At 68.3% G+C, this 19313-nt stretch carries 21 protein-coding genes; 15 read left to right on the forward strand and 6 right to left on the reverse strand.

From position 1 onward, the window contains the following. Positions 1 to 70 precede the first annotated feature (70 nt). Positions 71 to 424, forward strand: a complete 354-nt coding sequence (locus AC3ARF_RS04930; protein WP_498930816.1) for a histidine triad nucleotide-binding protein — start codon at positions 71 to 73, stop codon at positions 422 to 424. Between the two features lie 71 nt (positions 425 to 495). Here the strand turns inward: AC3ARF_RS04930 and AC3ARF_RS04935 are convergent, their stop codons facing one another. From AC3ARF_RS04935 to AC3ARF_RS04950, 4 genes are read right to left on the reverse strand one after another with little or no spacing between them, the layout of a single operon-like run. Next, on the reverse strand, positions 496 to 984 hold the full coding sequence (locus AC3ARF_RS04935) for a Slp family lipoprotein (protein WP_498930818.1): 489 nt from the start codon (positions 982 to 984) through the stop codon (positions 496 to 498). After that, on the reverse strand, positions 981 to 2963 hold the full coding sequence (locus tag AC3ARF_RS04940) for a transglutaminase TgpA family protein (RefSeq protein ID WP_498930820.1): 1983 nt from the start codon (positions 2961 to 2963) through the stop codon (positions 981 to 983). Before AC3ARF_RS04940 ends, AC3ARF_RS04935 begins: the two co-directional genes overlap by 4 nt. Next, positions 2956 to 3921, reverse strand: a complete 966-nt coding sequence (locus AC3ARF_RS04945; RefSeq protein WP_498930822.1) for a DUF58 domain-containing protein — start codon at positions 3919 to 3921, stop codon at positions 2956 to 2958. The genes AC3ARF_RS04940 and AC3ARF_RS04945 overlap by 8 nt, the downstream gene beginning before the upstream one ends. A gap of 5 nt (positions 3922 to 3926) precedes the next feature. Further along, positions 3927 to 4880, reverse strand: a complete 954-nt coding sequence (locus tag AC3ARF_RS04950; RefSeq protein WP_498930824.1) for an AAA family ATPase — start codon at positions 4878 to 4880, stop codon at positions 3927 to 3929. A 44-nt stretch (positions 4881 to 4924) separates the two neighbouring features. Between AC3ARF_RS04950 and AC3ARF_RS04955 the strand changes: the two genes are divergently transcribed. Next, positions 4925 to 6760 carry a glycosyltransferase family 39 protein gene (locus AC3ARF_RS04955; RefSeq protein ID WP_498930826.1) on the forward strand — a complete coding sequence of 612 codons (1836 nt, stop codon included), beginning with the start codon at positions 4925 to 4927 and terminating at the stop codon, positions 6758 to 6760. 37 nt (positions 6761 to 6797) lie between these two features. Here the strand turns inward: AC3ARF_RS04955 and AC3ARF_RS04960 are convergent, their stop codons facing one another. Together AC3ARF_RS04960 and AC3ARF_RS04965 are read right to left on the reverse strand one after the other, a co-directional pair. After that, a complete protein-coding gene (locus AC3ARF_RS04960; RefSeq protein WP_498930828.1) occupies positions 6798 to 7373 on the reverse strand; it encodes a Maf family protein in 576 nt (191 codons plus the stop codon). Positions 7374 to 7380: 7 nt separating this feature from the next. Continuing rightward, on the reverse strand, positions 7381 to 7743 hold the full coding sequence (locus AC3ARF_RS04965; RefSeq protein WP_498930830.1) for a hypothetical protein: 363 nt from the start codon (positions 7741 to 7743) through the stop codon (positions 7381 to 7383). A gap of 123 nt (positions 7744 to 7866) precedes the next feature. On the opposite strand from AC3ARF_RS04965, the gene AC3ARF_RS04970 reads away from it, so the two are divergent. The 13 genes from AC3ARF_RS04970 (at position 7867) to AC3ARF_RS05030 (ending at position 19238) form a co-directional block, all read left to right on the forward strand. Further along, positions 7867 to 8394: a YceD family protein gene (locus AC3ARF_RS04970; RefSeq protein WP_498930832.1), complete on the forward strand. Its 528-nt coding sequence runs from the start codon at positions 7867 to 7869 to the stop codon at positions 8392 to 8394. Between the two features lie 19 nt (positions 8395 to 8413). Beyond that, positions 8414 to 8608: a 50S ribosomal protein L32 gene (gene rpmF, locus AC3ARF_RS04975; RefSeq protein ID WP_498930834.1), complete on the forward strand. Its 195-nt coding sequence runs from the start codon at positions 8414 to 8416 to the stop codon at positions 8606 to 8608. 215 nt (positions 8609 to 8823) lie between these two features. Then, complete coding sequence (locus AC3ARF_RS04980; protein WP_498930836.1) at positions 8824 to 9804, forward strand: beta-ketoacyl-ACP synthase III; 981 nt, start codon at positions 8824 to 8826, stop codon at positions 9802 to 9804. Positions 9805 to 10085: 281 nt separating this feature from the next. Beyond that, positions 10086 to 11042, forward strand: coding sequence for an ACP S-malonyltransferase (fabD, locus tag AC3ARF_RS04985; RefSeq protein ID WP_498930838.1), 957 nt, complete (start codon positions 10086 to 10088; stop codon positions 11040 to 11042). A gap of 82 nt (positions 11043 to 11124) precedes the next feature. Further along, positions 11125 to 11871 (forward strand): 3-oxoacyl-ACP reductase FabG, encoded by a 747-nt coding sequence (fabG, locus tag AC3ARF_RS04990; protein WP_498930840.1) that lies wholly within the window; start codon positions 11125 to 11127, stop codon positions 11869 to 11871. A gap of 118 nt (positions 11872 to 11989) precedes the next feature. Next, positions 11990 to 12229: an acyl carrier protein gene (acpP, locus tag AC3ARF_RS04995; RefSeq protein WP_036135371.1), complete on the forward strand. Its 240-nt coding sequence runs from the start codon at positions 11990 to 11992 to the stop codon at positions 12227 to 12229. A 266-nt stretch (positions 12230 to 12495) separates the two neighbouring features. Further along, complete coding sequence (fabF, locus tag AC3ARF_RS05000) at positions 12496 to 13749, forward strand: beta-ketoacyl-ACP synthase II (protein WP_498930843.1); 1254 nt, start codon at positions 12496 to 12498, stop codon at positions 13747 to 13749. Between the two features lie 82 nt (positions 13750 to 13831). After that, a complete protein-coding gene (locus tag AC3ARF_RS05005) occupies positions 13832 to 15244 on the forward strand; it encodes a chorismate-binding protein (protein ID WP_498930845.1) in 1413 nt (470 codons plus the stop codon). Beyond that, positions 15241 to 16140 carry an aminotransferase class IV gene (locus AC3ARF_RS05010; protein ID WP_498930847.1) on the forward strand — a complete coding sequence of 300 codons (900 nt, stop codon included), beginning with the start codon at positions 15241 to 15243 and terminating at the stop codon, positions 16138 to 16140. The genes AC3ARF_RS05005 and AC3ARF_RS05010 overlap by 4 nt, the downstream gene beginning before the upstream one ends. Beyond that, positions 16137 to 17195, forward strand: coding sequence for an endolytic transglycosylase MltG (gene mltG, locus AC3ARF_RS05015; protein ID WP_498930849.1), 1059 nt, complete (start codon positions 16137 to 16139; stop codon positions 17193 to 17195). The genes AC3ARF_RS05010 and mltG overlap by 4 nt, the downstream gene beginning before the upstream one ends. Beyond that, a complete protein-coding gene (gene tmk / locus AC3ARF_RS05020; RefSeq protein WP_498930851.1) occupies positions 17192 to 17845 on the forward strand; it encodes a dTMP kinase in 654 nt (217 codons plus the stop codon). The genes mltG and tmk overlap by 4 nt, the downstream gene beginning before the upstream one ends. Then, positions 17842 to 18879 (forward strand): DNA polymerase III subunit delta', encoded by a 1038-nt coding sequence (locus tag AC3ARF_RS05025; protein ID WP_498930853.1) that lies wholly within the window; start codon positions 17842 to 17844, stop codon positions 18877 to 18879. Before tmk ends, AC3ARF_RS05025 begins: the two co-directional genes overlap by 4 nt. Next, positions 18876 to 19238, forward strand: a complete 363-nt coding sequence (locus tag AC3ARF_RS05030; protein ID WP_498930855.1) for a PilZ domain-containing protein — start codon at positions 18876 to 18878, stop codon at positions 19236 to 19238. The genes AC3ARF_RS05025 and AC3ARF_RS05030 overlap by 4 nt, the downstream gene beginning before the upstream one ends. The last annotated feature ends 75 nt before the right edge of the window (positions 19239 to 19313 follow it).

Raw genomic sequence — 19313 nt, forward strand, 5'->3', positions numbered from 1 at the left:
CGCGGGAATGCCTCGCGGGTTGTCCTCGCGACACGGTGCCAAGAACCCTGGACCCTTTGAGGATTCATCGATGAGCGACGACACCATCTTCCACAAGATCATGCGCCGCGAGATCCCGGCCACCATCGTCTACGAAGACGATCACCTGATCGCGTTCCGCGACATCGCGGCGCAGGCGCCGGTGCATGTGCTGTTCGTGCCCAAGGTAACCGTGCCCACCCTCAACGACCTGCAGCCTTCGCAGGCCGAGGTGCTGGGGCGGCTGGCGATCGCGGCGGCGGATTACGCCAAGCGCGAAGGATTCGCCGAGGACGGCTACCGCATCGTCATGAACTGCAATGGCGACGCCGGGCAGACCGTGTTCCAGATCCATCTGCACCTGCTCGCGGGCGCGCCGCTGGGACGATTCGGCACGCCGCACTGACGGCGGTTAAACCGACTCCGGAAGCGGCGACGCCCGGCTTGGCGCGCACGCCATCCGTTATCGGCGCGACGTCACCACCAGCCCCACCACGGCCACGGCGCCGGGTACTGCACCACGTCCACGCGCTCGCGGATGGGCCACAGGTAGACCACGTCCGCCTCCACCACCGGGATGCGGTAGTTGTACTCCCCGATCTTCCGCGTCTCATAGCCGCTGATACGGCCGGCGAACGTCACCTCGCGGTTGGGCTGGAACAGCGCCGGGTCATAAAATCCGGTGCGGCAGGCGAGGAAGCGCCCGCCCGTATCGTCGCTGGATGCCAGCGGCCGGGAGGTGCCGCCCAGACGGGTGGAGATCATCTGGAAGCAGGTGCGGTTGCTCTGCGGCTCGACTTCGACCACGCGCCCGCCCCAGCGCACCACAGCACCGGTGCGATCAGTGGCGACGGCATCCTGCGGACTGATCTCGGCAAAGACGCCCTGCAGGGGCTTGGGTTGCGAGACACACGCCGCCAGCACGGTGGCGCTGCCCACGGCAAGGACAAATGAACGAAGCTTCATGTGCGTTCTCCTGGCGGTCGTGGGCGGTGGGTTTGGAGCGCGCGGACCAGTTCCTGGCGTTCGCGCGCGGCCGTTCGCCCGGTTCGAGGCCCAGCGTAGCGCCAATTACTGAAACGGCGGCTGAGTTCCTGCAGGCCGTTCGTCAGGTCCGGGCGGGCGTCCCCCACCCGGCGCACCCAGTGGTCCGCGGTCTCATGCGGATCGCGGCCCAGGCCCACCCGACGGTAGCGCTGGTCCAGCCGGTGCCAAGCCCGCAGCACCGGGTCGGTTTCGCGCCGGCCGCGAGTACTCAGCCACAGCATCCACAACAGGGCGAGCCCGGCGGTCATGCCAAACAGCGCAATCAGACCCCGGCTGCCCCACTGCTCCATGCCCAGAGGTTTGAGCAGGTCCTGCTGGCGTGCGGCGTTGAATCCGAGAACGAAGTCGTTCCATCCCCGCCGCAGCCAGTCGCCCGCGTTGAGCAAGGGGGTCATGCCCCCGCCCGCACCGAACAGGCCCGCCCCCGGGGCGCGGTCGGCCAGCGTGTCGTAAATGCGCTCGGGCGCCACCGCGGCCGTGGGGTCTACCCGCACCCAGCCGCGGTCCGGCAGCCAGACTTCGGCCCAGGCATGGGCGTCGGAGCGGCGCACCAGCCAGTAGTTCCCATACGGATTGCGGTAGCCGCCGGCGTAACCGGTGACGACGCGCGCAGGTATGCCGGCGCCGCGCATCAGCACCACGAACGCCGAACTGAAGTGCTCACAAAAGCCCTGCTTGTAATCAAACAGGAACTCATCGACCGCGTGGCGACCGGGGAGCGGGGTTGCAAGCGTGTAGCCAAAGTCACGTCGGATCCAGGCCAGCGCGCGTTGCACGATGGCCGAATCATTGGCTCCCGCCTCGATGCGCCACTGGCGGGCGAGGGCTAGGGTGCGAGGGTTGTAGCCGGTCGGCAACTCGAGGGCCACCCGTCGCAGGGTCAGTGGCAGCTGGGGCTCATAGCGCCGCGGCGGTGCAGACTGCATCCGCCAGCGGCCCAAGGACGTCTGCGGACGCTCCGCCCAGAGGCCATGGTCGATGGAGAGGCGGGTGCCTTGCGGGGCGGCCAGTGGAAGATCCAGAGCCACCAGTTGGCGTCGGTCGGTGGGTTCGATCTCCACCTCGTAGTCCCAGCGCACGTCTGCCGGCTCAGTGTCAGCCACGGGCAGATTGCGGAACCAACGTGGCTGGGTCCAGCTGCGGCCGTCGAAGTGCCACAACACAGGCCCACGCCAGTACATCTCCTCCTGCCGTGGGGTGGCGCCAAAGAAGCGGGCGCGCAGCGTCGGCGTGTCGTCGTTCATCAAGTCGACCCATTCGCCGGGGGTCATGGTGTCCGACAGCCCCGGGCGGGCGAGCGCACGCTCAGGCACGCCCCACAACGGGGTGGCCATGCGCGGGAACAGCCAGAATGCGGCCAAGGTCAGTGGCACGCCCATCGCGAGCAAGCGACCGATCGCGGGGAGGCGCTGCCGCAGCGGAACGTCATGCGCATCCCCCGCCTCGACATCGGCAAAGCGTTGAAGTGCGCCTAGTGAGATCAAGGTGGCGATCAGCCCCAACGCGAGGCTCAGGGGCCCTTGGTCCAGCAGGAACGTTGCAAATGGGGCGAAAAGGGCGAAGCCGACCAGGCTGCGAGCATCGCGCAGGTTGGCGGTCTCGGACGGTTTGATCGCCAGCATCGCGGCCAGCAACGCGCACCCCGTGTCCCGACCGAACGAGAACCGGGTGAGGACCAGCACGGTGCCCACCAGCGACCCGGCCAGCAGCAGGCGGATCAGGCCGTGCGCCGGTTGGCGCCATGCCAGCGCGGCTACCGCGGCGGCACACGCCGCAACCGTGGCGGCAAGGGTGCCCGGCAACTGAAGCAGCATCGGAACCAGGGACGCGGCACCTGCGGCGAAGGCCCAGTGCCGGCTGGTCGGGTCCAATGGCGGCGGGCGGTGCGAATCAGCCATACGGCATCAGTGCGAGCGCGCGCAGGCACGCGTGGCGATGGTGGGGGCCGTGGTCTGGCCCCAGGATCGATTGGCCCGGCAGCGACAAACGGTAGCGACGGCCGCCGCGTTCCGCCTCGTCGACCCAGCGTGCCAGCCGCGCAATGCGCTGCTCGTACGCCAGCGCACGCAGCGAACGCCACTCCAGCGCGATTTCCGCGCCCTGTGGCTGCTCGTACTCGCGCACGATGAGCTGGTCCCGGCGCGCCGAAGGTTTCCAGGCAATCGCGCGTCGCTGATCGCCCGGGCGATAGGCACGCAGGTGGTGCACGTCCTCGCCAGAGGGGTGGAGGCGGCTGTCGGCGCGGTCACCGCTGCCTTCGGGTAGCGGTGGGCCGGCGGCTTCGGGGGCGGGATACACCAGCATGGGTGGCTCCGGCCAGACGTACGCCCAAGCCCTGGCCAACCCCAGTGGCCGCGTCGTGGCGATCGTCAAACGGGGTATGTCCAGCCAGCCGCGGTGCTGGGTGGGCAGGGCGAGGTCGGCTTCGCCGCGCCCCTGGTCAAGATTCAGGACCGCCGCCGGCGCACGTCCCTGGGCAAACGCCACCTGCAAGCCCCGGCGTACCCGGTCGGCAGGCGCCTTGGCATGGACGCGCAGGAGTATGGGCTGGCCGGCTGCGACGGCTTCGCCGTCGACGGCCACGATCTCCAGTCCCGTCAGTTGCAGGTGCGCCGCCACGAGGCTGGCCAGCCCCGCGCCGGCCAGCAGCAGCGCCAGCAACAGCGCCGGATTGTTGTTGTAGTTGAGCGCGCCCAGGAGCATCGCCAGCAGCAGGACCGCGTAGAAGAGCCCGAAGCGCGTGGGCAGCACGTACACGCGATGGCGGTCCAGCCGGACCGGCAGGGGTTCGCGCTGCCGCGGGCGTGCAAGCGCCGCGGCCCGGTTGCGCAGGGATGCCCGCCACGCGGCTGTCATGGGGATCAGTCGACGGGAACCGAGTGAAGGATCGACTTGGCGAGCGCGGCGGGATCGCCGGCATCGGCATCCACGGTGAGGCGATGTGCCGCGACCGCACCGAACAGGGCCTGCACGTCATCAGGCAGCACATGCTGGCGGCCAAGCAGCAGCGCGTACGCACGCGACGCACGCAGCAGGGCGATGCCGGCGCGCGGCGAGAGCCCCACGCGCACCCCCGGGTGGCGGCGGCTGCGGGCCAACAGCGCCTGGACGTAGCCGATGAGTGCATCACTGGCGTGCACCGCGGTAACCGCCGCGCGGGCGGCCAACACGTCGTCGGCGCCCAGTTGCGGCAGGCTGCGGGCAATCAGGTCCCGCCGATCGCTGCCCGCAAGCAAATCGCGTTCGGCGGCTTCGCTGGGGTAGCCGAGCGCGAGTCGCAGCAGGAAGCGGTCGAGCTGTGAATCCGGAAGCGGGTACGTGCCCGACAGGTCGACCGGGTTCTGTGTCGCGATGACGAAGAAGGGCGCCGGCAGCGCATGGCTGACACCATCGACCGTCACCTGGTGCTCGGCCATGGCTTCCAGCAACGCACTCTGGGTGCGGGGTGGCGCGCGGTTGATCTCGTCGGCCAGCAGCACCTGGGCGAACACGGGACCGGGGTGGAACTCGAAGCGTCTGGCCTGCGGGTCGAACACCGAAACGCCCACCACATCGGCCGGCAACAGGTCGGAGGTGAACTGCACGCGCTGGAACTCCAGTCCGAGCGTGGCCGCAAGCGCATGGGCCAGCGTGGTCTTTCCCAGGCCCGGCAGGTCTTCGATCAGCAGATGGCCGTCGGACAGCAGTGCGACGAAGGCCAGTCGCACCTCGTGTGGCTTGCCCAGCACCAGTTGGTTCACCTGCGCCTGGGCGCGATCGAGGGCCTGTCGCAGGCCATCAGGTAGCATGCTCGCGCTCGGAGGGGACGCTGCCATGTGGTTCTCCCGTATTCAGGCTGAGTGTAAGAGGTCTTGCTTCGATGGTGGATGTGCGGCGGTCACGCCAAGGTTTTCTCGCGCTGTTTGCAGCGCTGTCGCTGGCCAAGGTGCTGGCCGCGGCAGGTTTGCCGCTGTTCGTTGACGAGGCCTTCTACTGGCAGGAAGGCCAGCACCTCGCCGCCGCGTATTCGGACCTGCCTGGGCTCACGGCCTGGCTCGCACGATTGGGCGTTGAAGTGGGTGGGAACGGACCGCTTGCCCTGCGCTGGCCATTCCTGCTGATGGCGGCGGCCATTCCGTGGATGATCGTGACGCTGTCCAGGCGCGAGTTCGGTGAGGTGGTCGGGTGGCAGGCGGGCAGCCTTGCACTGCTGCTGCCGCTGTCGGGTACGCTCGGGTTACTCGCCCTGCCGGACGTGGCGCTGGCGTTGGCGGCGGTGCTGTGCGTAGACGCGGGTACGCGCCTCCTGCGTCGTGTCGAAGCGGGCGCGGCGTGCGAACTGGCGCTGGGTCTTGCCATCGGGGCATTGACGCACTACCGCTTCGTCGCCGTCATTGGCGTCGGCTTCGTTGCGCTCATGCTGCTCCCTGAGGGGCGACGCGCCTTGCGCAGCGCATGGACCTGGGCGGCGATCGCGTGCGGCGCAGCGGCGTGGTTGCCACTGCTCGCGTGGAATCTGGCCAACGCGGACGCCGGCCTGCGCTTTCAACTGGTCGACCGGCATCCCTGGGCATTTCATGCCGACGGGCTGTGGTTTGTCGCCATCCAGGCGTTGCTCGCCACGCCGCTCCTGCTGGTGGCCATGCTGGTGGCGGCGCGGCGCGGGGCGGCGGCGTCCCAGCCGGCCGCGCGCTATCTGGCATGGAGTGGCGGATTGCTCGTGCTGGGCTTCTTCCTGCTCGGCTTTGTCGCCGACAACGAACGCGTCAGCTTCCACTGGCCGTTGCCGGGATACCTCGCCTTGCTGCCCTTGGTGCCCGCGACGCTCGCGACCTGGTCGCCGGCGGCGCGCCGACTCACCTGGGGCCTGGCTGGCCTCGGCTTGGTCGCCGTGCTGGGCTATTACGCTGCCGTCTCCGCGCCCTCGTTGCGGGCCCGCAGCGCGGATACCAAGTGGTATCCGGAGAATTTCGCCGGTTGGGATGAGCTGGCTCGCGCGGTGGAAGATGAGCTGGCGGCGCTGCCGCCCGGCACGCGCCTGCTCGCCGACAACTTCAAGATCGGCGCTGAACTCGGGTTCGTGAGGGACGATTCCCTCATTCCGGTGCTCGACCATCCGCTCAACCACCACCACGGTCGGGCACCGCAATTGCGGCTTTGGGGTCTGCATCGTGACGCCCAGAACGCCGCGGGCGAAGGGTCCACACTGCTGGTGGTGGGTGCCACGGACGTGCCGTATCGGCTGTTGTTGGCGCGCTACCATGCGTTGTGTGAAATGGTGGGCCCCTTGCCACCCGCCCGAGTGGTCAATGTGGACCACGGGCGCCGGCGTTTCCTGTTGTTCCGACTGCAGGGCCGTACCTCCGGGCCGTGTACCGCGCCCGCGATGGCCTGGCTGGACACCCCCGAGTCCGGGGCGACGATCGGACGGCATGTGGACATCAATGGCTGGGCCTTCAAGGACGGAGTGGGCCTGGCGCGAGTGGAAGTGCTGCTCGACGGTCGTCCGGTCGGCGACGTGGACCATGACTTGGGCAACACAGGGGTAGCCGCCTACTGGAAGATCTCCACCGACCCCTCACACCCACACGTGGGCGTGGGCGGCCGCATCGACTTGGGCAATGTCGCGCAGGGCCGTCACTGGCTGGGGCTGCGGCTGCATGGCCGGGATGGCAGCGTGGAAGACTGGGCGGAACAGCCTGTATACGTACGCTGAGCCACTGACGAGGCCGTGCGCGGGTGGGCTGGGCGGGTCAGGGAACCTGGTAGCCTGCACGCCGCAGCAATCGCGCCGTGGCGATCATCGGCAGGCCGATGAGGGCTGTGGGATCGGAAGATTCGATGGCATCGAACAGTCCGATGCCAAGCCCTTCTGACTTGAAGCTGCCGGCGCAGTCAAACGGCTGTTCGGCGTCGACGTAGCGCTCGATTTCGGCGGTCGTCAGCACGCGGAAGCGGGCCGTCGTGGTGTCCAGTTCAGTGTGCGCGACCCCGTCCGGCGTGACCACGCATACCCCAGTCCGGAACTGCACTTCACGCCCGGACATATCGCCCAGTTGGGCAATCGCCGCCGCGCGCTGGTGGGGCTTGCCCAGAGGGCGGCCATCCAGCTCCGCCACCTGGTCCGAACCGATCACGCACGCGCCCGGGTGCTGCCTGGCCACCGCGCGCGCCTTCGCCTCGGACAGCCGCAAGGCCAGTTTGGCAGGGGGCTCGCCCGGGATGGGGGACTCATCGGTTTCTGGACGGGCGGTGCCGAACGACAGGCGAAGGCGGGCCAGCAGCTCGCGCCGGTAGATCGAGGTGGAAGCGAGGATCAGCGGGGCCATGGAAGCCTCAGGGGGTGGGGGTGCGGGCCCGGTCGATGCGGGACAGCTGCTGGTCGATGCGGGCCCGGGCGGCATCAATGGACGCCCGGACCTCGGCCAGCCGCTCCAGAGACGCCTCCTGTCCGTGGTCGCGGAGCCACATGCGCTGGCGTAGCATCTCGCGCATGGCAATCCGGACTGGATCCTCGGTCTCGTCGCCGGTGACTGCCGCGATCTCGGCGCGAGCGGTCCGCAGGCGGGCTTCCAGCGCGTCGGCTGCGTCCAGCAGCTCGCGGACGGCCCGTTGGCGCGTCGTCGTGCCACGGCGCAGGTAAGCCAGCAGGCCCACGGCCACGGCGGCAAGGCAGAGCAGGATCAGGACGGTGGTCACGGGGCGAGCAGGAAAGGACGGCCCCGCAGTCTGAACCGGCCACCCCTCCTGGGGCAAATCACCGCCCCGCAAGGGTTTTCCGGTTTGACAGAGGGGCCTGCACCTCCTAACATTCTGCAGCTTATGTCCGCAGACGCACCTCGATCGTCGGTTTCCGAAGCCCTGGACGCCTGGCGCATGGTGGCGGCACGGCGCGGTGTTCAAGGCCGCCTGCCGTTGTCGTCGCTGGACAGGTTGCGTGACAGTCTGGTCGATACCGATGGCGAGGTGACCTACTCGCTGGAGTTCGACACGGACGAACTGCAGGTGCCATACGTGGAAATGCGCATCGATGCCGGATTGCCGCTGCTCTGTCAGCGCAGTCTGCAGCGTTTCGTGTTTCCGGTGAACATCGTGCAGCGGCTCGGCCTGATCCGTGATGAAGCGGACGAAGCCGCGCTGCCGCCCGGGTATGAACCGCTGCTTGTCCCGGCTGACGGGCTGCTGCGGGCTGCCGAGCTGGTCGAGGATGAACTCATCCTTGCCATCCCGGTCGTGCCGACGATGCCCGGCACGGAGGCGATGGAGCGTGACTGGCCGGCCGAAGAGGCCGAGCAGGAGCGCGCGAACCCCTTCGCGGCGTTGGCGGCATTGAAGAACAAATCGAACTGAGTTTCCTTGGAGCAAGACCATGGCTGTCCAGAAGTCCCGCGTTACCCCGTCCAAGCGTGGCATGCGCCGTGCGCACGATGCGCTGTCCAGCAAGCAGCTGGCCACCGACTCGACCACGGGCGAAACCCACATCCGTCATCACATGACCGCTGACGGTTACTACCGTGGCAAGAAGGTCATCGACGTCAAGTCGAAGGTCGTCGACGCCGAGTAATCGCACCGCGGCGCTTGCGCCGCGTGCGTTACCGTGGGGCGGGGGCTCGTGCCACCGTCTCCCGGGAGTGCCGGTGCAAGGCCGGCATTCCGCAGCAGGGATGCGGCCTTCGGGCCGCAATCTTTTTCTGGGTCGGCGTTGAGGCTTGGCGTGCGGGCCCGTCCGCGACGTGTCGGCAAGATCGACGCGCCGCCCCGTCGAGGTATCCCGTTGGCATGACCAAGCAAGTGTTTTCGCGTATCGCCGGCACCGGGAGCTACCTGCCGGAGAAAGTCCTCACCAACGACGATCTGGCGAAGTTCGTCGAAACCAGTGATGAGTGGATCGCGGCGCGTACCGGCATCCGCGAGCGGCACATCGCCGCGGAAGGCGAGACCACCAGCGACCTGGCCTACCATGCCGCCGTGCGCGCGATGGAAGCGGCCGGCGTGGATGCCAAAGACCTCGACCTCATCGTTCTGGGCACCACCACTCCGGATGTCATCTTCCCGTCCACCGCGTGCCTGGTGCAGGCGCGGCTTGGTGCCGCGGGTTGCCCGGCATTCGACGTGAATGCAGCCTGCTCGGGCTTTGTCTACGCGCTGACGGTGGCCGACAAGTTCATTCGCTCCGGCGCGGCGAAAACCGCGCTGGTGATCGGCGCCGAGACTTTGACCCGCATGCTCGACTGGAGCGACCGCGGCACCTGCGTGCTGTTCGGAGACGGTGCGGGCGCGGTAGTGCTGAAGGCCGACGACGAGACCGGCATCCTCAGCACCCACATGCACGCCGACGGCACCAAGGCCGAGCTGCTGCATAACCCGGTGGGCGTGTCGAAGGGCTTCAAGCCCGACGAGAAGAATGCAGGCGTGCGCGTGCTGATGGCGGGCAATGACGTGTTCAAGCACGCGGTCAAGGCACTGGACTCGGTGGTCGAGGAGACCCTGGAGGCCAACGGTCTGGATCGCCATCAGTTGGACTGGCTGATCCCGCACCAGGCCAACCTGCGCATCATCGAAGCCACGGCCAAGCGCCTGGACATGCCGATGGAGCGCGTGATCGTCACCGTGGACAAGCACGGCAACACCTCTTCCGGTTCGGTGCCGCTGGCGCTGGACGAGGCGGTGCGGTCCGGTCGGGTGCAACGCGGCCAGCTGCTGCTGCTCGAGGCGTTTGGCGGCGGCTTCACCTGGGGCTCGGCCCTGATCCGTTACTGATCGTTGCCTGCCGTCGCAGCGGCACCGCGTCGAAATCACACGCCCCGGTCCTCCGGGGCGTTTGCGTTGGGGGCGAGGCCGACGCCGACGCCCTGTCCGAACCGATGCCTGGCGTTGACGGAATGGTGTGGGAGGCCCCGCCGGAGCAGGCGGGGTGCCGAAGCGTGAACTACGCCCAATTTCGGCCAATGGTTTCAAACGCCGGACTGTACGCACAAGTACAGACACGTTAGAGCATTCACTCGTATCATGGCCCGTTCGTTTGCTCCGAAGGCTGTCGCGTGACCGCATCGCTTCCCACCCAATCGCAGTTGGCGTTCGTGTTTCCCGGCCAGGGCTCGCAGTCGCTGGGCATGCTCGGCGAGTTGGCGGCGCTGGACCCGGTAGTGCAGGCCGCGTTTGCGGAGGCCAGCGAAGGCGCTGGCGTCGACCTCTGGACACTGAGCCAGAACGGCCCGGAGGAGCAGCTCAACCAGACCGAGTTCACCCAGCCGGCGCTGCTCGCCAGTGGCGTGGCCGCGTGGCGCCTGTGGCGGGCGCGTGGCGGCGTGCCCCCGTCCGTGCTGGCGGGGCACAGCCTGGGTGAGTACTCGGCCCTGGTCGCCGCAGGCATGTTGTCCCTTCACGATGCCGCGAAGCTCGTTCGCCTGCGTGGCAAGTTGATGCAGGCTGCCGCACCAGCGGGAACCGGCGCCATGGCAGCCGTGCTCGGCGCCGAGGATGCGCTGGTGCAGGAGGTGTGTGACGCGGTATCCGGTGACGAAGTCGTCGTACCTGCCAATTTCAACTCCCCCGGCCAGATCGTGATCGGTGGCCATGCCGCCGCCGTGGACAAGGCGCTGGCGGTGCTCGCCGAGCGGGGGGTGCGCAAGGCGGTGAAGCTGGCGGTCAGCGTCCCCTCGCACACTCCGCTGATGCGCGAGGCTGCCAACCGCCTGGGCGAGGCCATGGCCAGCCTGGCGTGGCACGCCCCGGCGCTGCCGATCGTGCAGAACGTGGATGCCGAAGTGCACGAAGGTACCGAGGCCATCCGCGACGCGCTCGTGCGCCAGCTCTACCTGCCGGTGCAGTGGACCGGTTGCGTGCAGGCGCTTGCCGCGCGCGGCGTGACCCGCGTTGCCGAGTGCGGTCCGGGCAAGGTGCTGGCCAGCCTGGTCAAGCGCATCGACAAATCCCTGGATGCGCGTGCCATTGGCATGCCGTCTGATTTCGAGTCCGCGCTGGCGGACTGGCAGTAACCATTTTCTTCCGCGGTCGGGCAGGGCGCGCCACCTTGCGCCGCCACACCCGCGGCATCCACCCCACATCGAGGTAACTCACATGGCCAACGGTCCTCTCTCGGGCGAGATCGCCCTCGTCACCGGTGCCAGCCGCGGCATCGGTGCCGCCATCGCCGACGAACTGGCGGCGCAAGGCGCCACCGTCATCGGCACCGCCACCAGCGAGTCGGGCGCAGCCGCGATCGGCGCGCGCATGGCGGCCAATGGCGGCCACGGCCGCGTGCTCAACGTCACCGAGCCGGGCGCCATCGAGGCACTGGTCGACGGCATCACCAAGGAGTTCGGCGGGATCTCGATCCTGGTCAACAACGCGGGCATCACCCGCGACAACCTGCTGATGCGCATGAAGGACGAGGACTGGCAGGCCATCCTCGACACCAACCTCACCAGTGTCTACCGCAGCAGCAAGGCGGTGATGCGCTCGATGATGAAGGCGCGCAAGGGCCGCATCATCAACATCGCTTCGGTGATCGGCGTGACCGGCAATGCCGGCCAGTCCAATTACGCGGCGGCGAAGGCGGGCATCATCGCCTTCAGCAAATCGCTGGCCAAGGAGATCGGCTCGCGTGGCGTGACCGTGAATGTCGTTGCGCCCGGTTTCATCGACACCGACATGACCCGTGACCTGCCCGAGGACGCGAAGACCGCGATGCTCGGCCAGATCGCGCTGGGTCGTCTTGGTGAGCCAGCCGACATCGCCCGCGCGGTGGCGTTCCTGGCGGGCCCGTCGGCGGCATACATCACCGGCGAGACCCTGCACGTCAATGGCGGCATGTACATGCCGTGACCATCGTACGATGGTCGTAACGATTTGAAACAAAAGGCTTTTGCACGATACTGGCGAAGGCCCGCGATTCCACTAAACTATCCGTCTGATATCCCGATCCCGGGAGGAGTGAGCAGAAATGAGCAGCATCGAAGAGCGCGTCAAGAAGATCGTCGTTGAACAGCTGGGCGTGAAGGAAGAGGAAGTCACCAACAACGCTTCGTTCGTTGACGACCTCGGCGCCGACTCCCTCGACACCGTCGAGCTGGTGATGGCCCTGGAAGAAGAGTTCGAGTGCGAGATCCCGGACGAAGAGGCCGAGAAGATCACCTCGGTGCAGCAGGCAATCGACTACGTCAAGGCGCACGTCAAGGCGTAATCCGCTTGCGGGCGCTTGCGCCCGGGGAAGGCGGTGCGTTTCGACGCCGCCTTCCCGCGATCCAGACCGGGGCCGCTTGCTGCGGCCCTGTGTCTTTGGGCGGTGATGCCGCCCGCGTGGCGCCGTAAGGCGTCGCGGCACCATTGCAATCGGATCGCCCGATGCGTTGATCGGGTTGACCCCATATTCCCGCCGGCACTGCGCCGGCAACACGGGTGGCGACGCGCTTTGTGTGTCGCGATCCGCAGGCTGACAACGGAGTTTCCATGGCTTCCCGTCCCGCTTCGTCCCGACGCGTCGTCGTCACCGGTCTTGGCATCGTTTCCCCGCTGGGCAATGACCTGGCCAGCAGCTGGGACGGCATCGTCAATGGCCGTTCGGGCATTGGCCCGGTCACCCACTTCGACACCGAGGGTTACACGACCAAGATCTCCGGTGAGATCCGCGACTTCGACGTGACCAGGTGGGTGAACGCGAAGGACGCCAAGAAGATGGACCCGTTCATCCACTACGGCGTCGCCGCATCGCTGATGGCGATGCAGGACGCCGGACTGGAAGTGACCGAGGCCAACGCCGAGCGCATCGGCGCGCTGATCGGCTCTGGCATCGGCGGCATCCTCGGGATCGAGGAGACCGCGGTGAAGCTGCACGAGGGAGGCCCGCGCAAGGTCTCGCCGTTCTACGTGCCCAGCACCATCATCAACATGCTGCCGGGGCAGGTGTCGCTGATCACCGGCATCAAGGGGCCGAATTTCTCCGCGGTGTCCGCGTGCGCCACGTCGAACCATTCGATCGGCATGGCGATGCGCATGATCCAGTATGGCGACGCCGATGTGATGATCGCCGGTGGCGCCGAGCGTGGCTCCTCGCCGAGTTCGATGGCCGGCTTCTGCTCGATGAAGGCCATGTCGACCCGCAACGACGACCCGGCGCGCGCCTCGCGCCCGTGGGACAAGGACCGCGACGGTTTCGTGCTGGGCGACGGCGCGGGCATCCTGGTGCTGGAGGAGTACGAGCGCGCCAAGGCGCGCGGTGCCCGCATCTATTGCGAGCTGGCTGGCTTCGGTGCCACGTCGGATGCATTCCACATGACCGCGCCGAGCGAGAACGGCGAGGGCCCGGCACGCTGCATGGTGGCGGCTTTCAACGACGCGGGCGTCAATCCGCAGGACATCGGCTACCTCAACGCGCACGGCACCTCCACGCCGCTGGGCGATCTGGCCGAGACGTTGGCGATCAAGCGCGCTCTCGGCGACTACGCCTACAAGACCATGGTCAGCTCGACCAAGTCGATGACCGGCCACCTGCTGGGTGCGGCCGGCGGCGCCGAAGCGATCTTCTCGGTGATGGCGCTGCACACCGGCATCATCCCGCCCACGATCAACCTGGACGAGGCGGGCGAGGGCTGCGACCTGGACTACGTGCCCAACGTGGCGCGCGAAAAGCAGGTGGACGTGGTGGTCTCCAACGGCTTCGGCTTCGGCGGCACCAACGGCACGCTGGTGTTCAAGCGCATCTGATCCACGCCAGCTCGAGGCCGCCGGCGGATCCATGCCGGGCGGCGGCCCTGAGTCGGCGCCCGTACGGCGGTAGTGCGAGTCCATGCTGGTAACGCGTTCCCTTCCATCCGCCGTCGATCTGCTGGACCTGCACCGTCTGGCGCCCGCGCGCTATCCGGCGCTGTTCGAGTCCACCGCCCATGGCACGGCCCAGGGCCGATGGGACCTGCTGCTGGTCGCCAGTGGCGAGTCGCTGGTGCTCGGGGTCGATGGCGTGACGCGGAATGCGTCGGGCACCGCCGTGGACGGTGACTTCCTCGCGGCGCTGGACCGCGCGTGGAACGCCGAACGTGTTCCCCGTGACGAACCGCGATGGCCATTCAGAGGCGGTTGGGCGTTGTTCCTGGGTTACGAGCTGGCCCAGCAGGTTGAACCCGTGTTGGACCTGCCGCCCGCGGCCGGCGGGCTGCCGGTGGCATGCGCCCTGCGCTGCCCCGCGGCGGTGCTCCACGACCATGCCACTGGCGAATGCGTCGCCGTGGCCGAACTCGGGCACGAGGCGTTGTTGGACGCCATCGTCGGCGACGCAGTGGCGGCCGCGGCGCTCGGGCCTTTGCCGGGCTGGCGACCGCCGGTGGACCTCGACGAGGACGACCCGTCGTGCTTCACCAACGGTGTGAGGCGGGTATTGCAGTACCTGGCGGCGGGGGATGTTTTCCAGGTGAACCTGTCGCGCGGCTGGCGGGCACGCTTTGACGGAGCCTTGCCTCCCGCGGCGCTGTTCCAACGGCTGCGCGACAACAACCCCGCGCCCTTTGCTGGTGTCTTCGCCGGTCGCTCGATCCGTGCGAGCGCCACCGGTGACGGACGCACTGGCGCTCCCGCGGGCGTGGACGAGTGGGCGGTCGTCAGCGCCTCACCCGAGCGGCTGGTGTCGGTGCGCGGCGACGTGGTCGAGACCAGGCCCATTGCCGGTACGCGCCCCCGTTTTGCCGGCGACGACGACAATGCGCGCATCCGCGAACTGGTCGGCCATCCCAAGGAGCGCGCCGAGCACGTCATGCTCATCGACCTGGAGCGCAACGACCTGGGGCGCGTGTGTACCCCGGGCAGCGTCGAAGTGGACGAGTTGATGACCGTGGAGAGCTACGCCCACGTGCACCACATCGTCAGCAATGTGCGCGGTCGCCTGCGTGACGGCGTCACGCCGGGCGAGGTCATCCGTGCCACCTTTCCGGGCGGCACCATCACGGGCTGCCCCAAGGTGCGATGCATGCAGATCATCGCCGAACTGGAGGGCGAGGGCCGAGGCGCGTATACCGGTGCGATGGGCTGGCTCAATCGCGACGGTGATCTCGACCTCAACATCCTGATCCGCAGCGCGGAGGTGGAGGGCGACACGGCCCGCTTCCGCACGGGCGCCGGCATCGTTTTCGACTCGGTACCCGAGCGCGAGTTGGAGGAAACCCGCGCCAAGGCGCGCGGCATGTTCCGCGCGCTGGGAGTGGACGGGTGAGCGTGCGGGTCTTTGTCGGTGCCGATCGGGTGCCGACGGTGCCGGCCGACGACCGGGGCCTGGCCTATGGCGATGGCCTGTTCGAGACCATGCGGGTGCACCGCGGAACCGTGCACTGGTGGCAGGCGCACTGGGATCGATTGGCGGCGGGCGCAGCGCGCCTGCACCTGACGTTGCCTGATGAGACCCTCGTTCGCGCCGAAGCGGAAGCGCTGTTGGATGGCGGCGCTGGCGTCCTCAAGCTGTTGGTCACACGGGGCGGTGGCGGGCGCGGCTACGCCCCGCCTGATCACGTCGTCCCGATGTGGATGCTGTCACGTCATCCAATGCCGACGGCGTATGCGCCCGGTTTGGTATTGCGGTGGTGTGACACGCGACTGGCGGTGCAACCGCTGCTCGCCGGGCTCAAACACTGCAACCGCCTTGAGCAGGTTTTGGCGCGCGCGGAATGGGGCCGGCCTCCGCTGACGGCCCACGGCGCCGGCCTGAATGCGACGGGTGGCGAGAACGGGCAGTCGCCGTCCGTCACTCCCGCGCCAAAGTCGCCACTGGCAGACGAGGGCCTGATGCGCAGCACTGAGGGTGACGTGGTGTGCGCCACCGCGGCCAACCTCTTCGTCCTGCGGGACGACCGCTGGCTGACACCCGCGGTGGACCGGTGCGGCATTGCCGGCGTCTGCAGGCGCTGGGCGCTTGCGGCCACAGCGGCGACCGAGACCCGCCTGGACGTGACCGACGTCGAGGCGGCTGATGCGGTTTTCCTGTGCAATGCCGTGCGCGGTATCCTGCCAGTCGCGCGTCTGGGCGAGCGCACGTGGGCGCCGCATCCGCAGGTGGCCGCGCTGCAGAAGCGCCTGGCCGCCGAACACCCCGCCTTTGCACCGGAGTATTCGTGAGTCGCAAGCGTTCGGCCGGCAAGTCCGGCCTGCTGAGTCTGATCCTGCTCATTGCCCTTGCCGCCGTGGCTTTCTGGGGCTGGCAGCGCTACACCGGTTTCGCGGACGCGCCTCTGGTGGGCACGGGCGGCGACAAGAGCATCGTGGTCCAATCCGGCGATTCGCTGCCGGTCGTGGTGCGGAAGCTGGCCGATGCGGGCGTGGACACCGGCGAAGCCATCGAATGGCGGCTGCTGGCCAAGCAACTGGGCGCGGCGGGCAAGCTGCAGGTGGGCGAGTACGCGCTGCCCGAGGGTCTGACCCCGCGCGCGCTGCTGCAGGCCATGCGGGACGGCAAGGTGATCAGCCATCGTTTCACCATCGTGGAAGGCTGGAACATCCGTGAGCTCCGTACCGCACTGGCCAAGGCCCGTCCTCTGGAACAGGAGACGGCCGGGCTGGATGACGCGGCGCTGATGAAGGCGGTGGGCCAGGCCGGTCAGCCCCCTGAAGGACGCTTCCTGCCTGAGACCTACGTGTATACCCGTGGCGACAGCGACCTCGACGTGCTCAAGCGCGCGCACGAAGCCATGGCCAAGGCGCTGGCGGCCGCCTGGGCCGAACGCCACGCCGGCACACCGCTGAAGTCGCCCGATGAAATGCTGACCCTGGCCTCCATCGTGGAGAAGGAGACCGGCATCGCCGAGGAGCGGCCACAGATCGCCGGCCTGTTCGAGCGACGCTTGAAGATGGGCATGAAGCTGCAGACCGATCCGACCGTCATCTACGGCATCGGCGCGCGCTATGACGGCAATATCCGCAAGCAGGACCTGCTGACCGATACGCCCTACAACACCTACACCCGTGCGGGTCTGCCGCCCACGCCGATCGCGATGCCAGGCGTCGACGCGCTGCGCGCGGTGGCCAAGCCTGCGCCGGGCGAGCACCTCTACTTCGTGGCGGTGGGGGATGGCAGCGGCCGCCACCTGTTCGCCAAGACCTACGCAGAGCACCAGGCCAACGTGCGCCAGTACCTGCTCAACTACCGCAACGCGCGGGCGAAGAGCACCCAATGACCGGCGCGTTGCCCGATCTGTCGACCTGTGCGCGCTTCATCTCGCTGGAAGGCGGCGAGGGTGCCGGAAAGTCCACCGTGCTGGCGGCGCTGCGGCATGCGCTGGAGGCTGCGGGCGAGACGGTCACCTGCACCCGCGAGCCCGGCGGAACCCCCTTGGCCGAGCAGATTCGGGGCCTGCTGCTCGACACCCACCACGAGCCGCCCGCACCCGAGACCGAACTGCTGCTGATGTTCGCGGCGCGTGCCCAGCATGTGCGCGAGACGATCCTGCCGGCACTGCGCCGCGGCGACTGGGTGATTAGCGACCGCTTCACCGATGCCAGCTACGCCTACCAGGGCGCTGCGCGTGGGGGTGACATCGCGTTCATCCAGCACCTGGAAAGGCGCGTGGTGGGTATCCAGCCCGCGTTGACCCTGCTGCTGGACGTGCCGGTCGCGATCGGCCTGCAGCGCGCCCGTGGCCGCGGCGCCATCGACCGCATCGAAGCCGAGCGGGAAGATTTCTTCGAGCGCGTTCGCGAGGGGTACCTGGCCCGCGCGGCGGCAGACCCAGCGCGCTTTCGCGTGGTGGATGCCCGCCAACCGGTGGAAGCGGTAGCCGAATCGGCGGTTGCGCACCTGCGCGCCCGCATGGTGGCAGTCGGATGAACGCCTTCGCCCCATGGCAGCAGCGCGTCTACGAGCAGGCGGCCGCCGCGTTGGAGGCTGGCCGTCTGGGTCATGGCTTGTTGCTCTGTGGCCCGCAGAAGCTCGGCAAGCGTGCCGTGGCCGAGCGCCTTGCGCAGCGGCTGCTGTGCACCGAGCGCCTGGGTGACGGCGAGCCGTGCGGGAAGTGCCGCAGCTGCCGCCTGTTTGCCAGCCGCACCCAGACCGACCCGCCGGAGTTGCGTCCCGATGGTTCGCTGGCGCATCCCCTTGGCCGCTCGGGTCATCCGGACCTGCTGTTCATTGGCTACGAGTGGAACGAGAAGGCACGGCCGCCACGCCTGCGCACCGAACTGGTGATCGAACAGGTCCGTGGCGTATCCGAGGAGATGGCACTCACGCCGCAGTTTGGCGGGGCAAAGATCGCGATCATCGACCCGGCCGATGCCATCAACCATGCCGCGGGCAATGCCCTGCTGAAGACGCTGGAAGAGCCGGTGCCCGGACGCTACCTGTGGCTGGTGTCGTCGCAGCCGGCCCGGTTGTCGGCCACCATCCGCAGCCGTTGCCAGCGTCTGGAGTTCCGGTTGCCGCCCAGGGAGGAGGCGTTGGCCTGGCTGGTGGCACAGGGGCACGCCGAACCTGCCGCCGCGGAGGCGCTCGCCGCCGCGCGTGGTCACCCCGGGCTGGCCCATGAATGGCTGCAGGCCGGGGGACTGGCCTTGCGCCGCGCCGTGGGGGACGACCTGGGCCGGCTGGCCCGGGGCGATGCCAATGCAACCGATATCGCCCAGTCGTGGATCGGCGACGACCACGCCGCGCTGCGACTGAGCCATGCCGCCGACCTCGCCCTGAGTGAGGCCTCACGCTTGACCGACCCGGCGCGGACGCGCAGTCTGGCAGCATGGTTTGACAAGGCCAACCGCGTGCGCGACCTGTTGCGGACAACGATCCGCGCGGACCTCGCCGTGGCCGAATTGTTGATGGGCTGGCGTGCTGCCAATGCGGCGCCGGGCAAGGGAGGACGTAAGGAATGAGTGGAGCAACACCGGGCGGCGCGCGGCAGGGCATCCTGTCGCTGGCGGTCAAGGACAAGGCTGCGCTGTACAGTGCCTACATGCCGTTCATCCGCCACGGCGGCATCTTCGTGGCCACGCCGAAGCGTTACTTCCTCGGCGACGAGGTATTCCTGCTGGTGACCCTGCCCGACTCCAACGAGCGCCTGCCCGTGGCGGGCAAGGTGGTGTGGGTGACCCCGGTGGGCGCGCAGGGCAATCGCCCGGCCGGTATCGGCGTGCAGTTTGCCGACAGCGCGGAGGGTGAGGCGGTGCGTGGCAAGATCGAGGCACTGCTGGCGGGCCTGCTCAACGCGGACAAGCCCACACACACGATGTGACGCCACTTCGAGGCAGGATTTGGTCCCGCACTTTCTTGAAGCGAATCATCAAATGAAGAAAGGCGCACCGCGAGG

Source organism: Lysobacter sp. KACC 24251 (assembly GCF_057747755.1).

Bases quoted from the DNA above. Each gene is read 5' to 3' on its own strand.
- AC3ARF_RS04930 (WP_498930816.1), top strand. From the start codon at position 71: ATGAGCGACGACACCATCTTCCACAAGATCATGCGCCGCGAGATCCCG.
- AC3ARF_RS04935 (WP_498930818.1), bottom strand. From the start codon at position 984: ATGAAGCTTCGTTCATTTGTCCTTGCCGTGGGCAGCGCCACCGTGCTG.
- AC3ARF_RS04940 (WP_498930820.1), bottom strand. From the start codon at position 2,963: ATGGCTGATTCGCACCGCCCGCCGCCATTGGACCCGACCAGCCGGCAC.
- AC3ARF_RS04945 (WP_498930822.1), bottom strand. From the start codon at position 3,921: ATGACAGCCGCGTGGCGGGCATCCCTGCGCAACCGGGCCGCGGCGCTT.
- AC3ARF_RS04950 (WP_498930824.1), bottom strand. From the start codon at position 4,880: ATGGCAGCGTCCCCTCCGAGCGCGAGCATGCTACCTGATGGCCTGCGA.
- AC3ARF_RS04955 (WP_498930826.1), top strand. From the start codon at position 4,925: ATGGTGGATGTGCGGCGGTCACGCCAAGGTTTTCTCGCGCTGTTTGCA.
- AC3ARF_RS04960 (WP_498930828.1), bottom strand. From the start codon at position 7,373: ATGGCCCCGCTGATCCTCGCTTCCACCTCGATCTACCGGCGCGAGCTG.
- AC3ARF_RS04970 (WP_498930832.1), top strand. From the start codon at position 7,867: ATGTCCGCAGACGCACCTCGATCGTCGGTTTCCGAAGCCCTGGACGCC.
- rpmF (WP_498930834.1), top strand. From the start codon at position 8,414: ATGGCTGTCCAGAAGTCCCGCGTTACCCCGTCCAAGCGTGGCATGCGC.
- AC3ARF_RS04980 (WP_498930836.1), top strand. From the start codon at position 8,824: ATGACCAAGCAAGTGTTTTCGCGTATCGCCGGCACCGGGAGCTACCTG.
- fabG (WP_498930840.1), top strand. From the start codon at position 11,125: ATGGCCAACGGTCCTCTCTCGGGCGAGATCGCCCTCGTCACCGGTGCC.
- acpP (WP_036135371.1), top strand. From the start codon at position 11,990: ATGAGCAGCATCGAAGAGCGCGTCAAGAAGATCGTCGTTGAACAGCTG.
- fabF (WP_498930843.1), top strand. From the start codon at position 12,496: ATGGCTTCCCGTCCCGCTTCGTCCCGACGCGTCGTCGTCACCGGTCTT.
- AC3ARF_RS05005 (WP_498930845.1), top strand. From the start codon at position 13,832: ATGCTGGTAACGCGTTCCCTTCCATCCGCCGTCGATCTGCTGGACCTG.
- tmk (WP_498930851.1), top strand. From the start codon at position 17,192: ATGACCGGCGCGTTGCCCGATCTGTCGACCTGTGCGCGCTTCATCTCG.
- AC3ARF_RS05025 (WP_498930853.1), top strand. From the start codon at position 17,842: ATGAACGCCTTCGCCCCATGGCAGCAGCGCGTCTACGAGCAGGCGGCC.
- AC3ARF_RS05030 (WP_498930855.1), top strand. From the start codon at position 18,876: ATGAGTGGAGCAACACCGGGCGGCGCGCGGCAGGGCATCCTGTCGCTG.